Below are 2,416 nucleotides of genomic sequence, written 5' to 3' on the forward strand. Positions count from 1 at the left end.
ATCAAGCCGCCGCCTCCGCCTCCGCCGCCTCCCCCGCCGCCGAAACCGAAGATCGAGCCGCCGAAGCAGAAAGTGCCGGAATTCAAGCCGGCCACGCCGACGCCCGAGCCGCCCAAGGAAGCACCACCGCCCGGCCCGCCGGCGCTCGACGCCAAGGGCACCGGCGCCGGTGACGCCTTCGGCCTGCAGGGCAAGGAAGGCGGCGCCGATTACCGAGTCGGTGGCGATGGCAGTGGCGGCACCGGCACCGGCAATCGCCTCGGCTGGTACACGACCCTGCTGCAGCAGCGCGCCCAAGGCGCCGTGCAGCGTCAGCGCCGGCTGCTGGAAGCGCGCTTCGCGATCACCGTGCAGATCTGGCTGGCGCCGGACGGCAGCACCGAGCGAGTCGAACTGCTGCGCTCCACCGGCCGGCCCGAGCTCGACCGTCTCCTCAAGGACACCTTGAAGAACATGCCGAAGCTCAGCGAGCCGCCGCCGAAAGACCTGCCGCAACCGGCCGTGATCCGGGTGACGACCACATGAACTTGCAGCACCTCCAACCTGTAGCCCCCGCCATGAAGCCGATCCGGCCTTTGCTGCATTCCCCGACGCTTGGGTCGTCCCGCTCGCCCGTTCCGAGGCCGGTCGCCGTTGCGATGAAAACCGCGATCGCGGCCCTGTTCGTGGCCGGTGCCGGCTATGCCAGCGCCGCCGATGAAGCGCCGGTCGCAACGGTCGCCGTCAAGCCTGCGGCCGCGGAGACAGTCACCGAAGAACTGATCCGCCTGCTGTCCGATCGCAATGCGCTGAGCAAGGACGATGCGGCACGGCTGATCCGCCGCCTGCAGACCGAAAAGCCGGCGCAGCCGCAGGTCGAGACCGCGGCACCGGCGGCAACGACAACGCCTGGCGCCGCAGCACCTGCAACAGCGACGGCCGCCGGCGACGTGAAGCCGGCCGATCCCAAAGACCCGAAGAACCGGGTGCGCGTGATCTATCTGCCGGACTCGGAAAAGCAGCGCATCCGCGAAGAGCTGAAGGACGAAGTGCTGGCCACCGCCCGCGCCGAAAACTGGGCGCAGCCCTCGGCGCTGCCGGAGTGGATCAAGAACATCAAGCTCGACGGCGATCTGCGCCTGCGCGAAGACGTGGCTTTCCTCGATCAGGCCAACGATCCGTTCCAGATCAACTATCAGGCGATCAACAGCGGCAGCCCGTTCAATGTCAGTTCCAGCGCGGTCAACCAGCCGCTGCCGCCGCTGATCAACACCACCGCCGATCGCCAGGCCACGCGCTTCCGTCTGCGCCTCGGCCTGCTGGCCAATGTCGCCGACGATCTGTCGGCCTCGGTGCGGCTGACCACCGGCAACAACGTCAATCCGCTATCGCCGAACCAGACGGTCGGCAACGCCTACAACAAGTTCACTCTGCTGATCGATCGCGCGTTCCTGAACTACCACCCGCTGACTGGCCTGAACGTCTATGGCGGGCGTATTCCGAACCCCTGGCTGTCGACCAATCTGGTCTGGGACGAGAACCTCGGCTTCGATGGTCTGGCCACGCGCTACAGCCACGGCATCGGCGAGAACGTCACCGCCTATGGCACCTTCGGCGCCTTCGTGGTCGAGAACACTGCCTTCGATTTCCCGTCGACCAGCGCGGTCAAGGCCAACAGCCGCGATGCCTCGATGTTCGGCTTCCAGACCGGTGTCGACTGGAAGGTCGACGACGGCCTGACCGCCAAGGCCGCGGTGGCCTTCTACGACTACGAGAACCTGCAGGGCGAGCTGTCATCGCCTTGCGTGGCGCCGACCAGCGCCTTCTCCTGCGATAGCGACGAAAGCCGGCCGACCTACCTGCAGAAGGGCAATTCGCTGTTCGCGCTGCGCAACCTGCAGCTGCAGACCTCGACCGATCCGCAGTACCAGTATTTCGGCCTGGCATCGGAGTTCAGGATTCTCGATGTCAACGGCGAGCTGGACTACAAGATCGGCGGGCCGCTGCACGCCAGCTTCACCGGCGATGTCGCCTGGAATACCGCGTACAGCGCCCGCAAGGTCCGTGCGCTCAGCCCGGTCAACAACTTCGATTCCGGCGACAACTACAGCGGCGGCAATCTCGCCTATCTGGCGCGCTTCAAGGTCGGCTATCCGGACATCAACGAACGCAATCAGTGGAACCTCCTGGTCGGCTATCGCCGGCTGGAAACCGACTCGGTGGTCGATGCCTTCACCGATGCCGATTTCCATCTCGGCGGCACCAACTCCAAGGGCTATTACATCTTCGGCAACTGGGGCTTCTCGCACCACGCCTGGCTGACTCTGAAGTGGTTCAGCACCACCGAAGCGAGCGGCGCGCCGTACGCCGTCGATCTGCTGCAGCTCGATATCAATGCGCGCTTCTGAGGCCGCAACGGTGCGCTCGCCCATCGCCA

At 65.9% G+C, this 2,416-nt stretch carries 2 protein-coding genes; both read left to right on the forward strand.

What is annotated here, in order from left to right; translation table 11 throughout:
- A partial coding sequence (locus tag QZY06_RS12415) for an energy transducer TonB (protein WP_295684770.1) occupies positions 1-525 on the forward strand: 525 nt, incomplete at its 5' end.
- A gap of 113 nt (positions 526-638) precedes the next feature.
- On the forward strand, positions 639-2,387 hold the full coding sequence (locus QZY06_RS12420) for a putative porin (RefSeq protein WP_295684774.1): 1,749 nt from the start codon (positions 639-641) through the stop codon (positions 2,385-2,387).
- Positions 2,388-2,416: the final 29 nt, after the last annotated feature.

The sequence above is a fragment of the uncultured Nevskia sp. genome (assembly GCF_903885465.1).
In the GTDB taxonomy this organism is placed as follows: domain Bacteria; phylum Pseudomonadota; class Gammaproteobacteria; order Nevskiales; family Nevskiaceae; genus Nevskia.

Bases quoted from the DNA above. Each gene is read 5' to 3' on its own strand.
- QZY06_RS12420 (WP_295684774.1), top strand. From the start codon at position 639: ATGAAAACCGCGATCGCGGCCCTGTTCGTGGCCGGTGCCGGCTATGCC.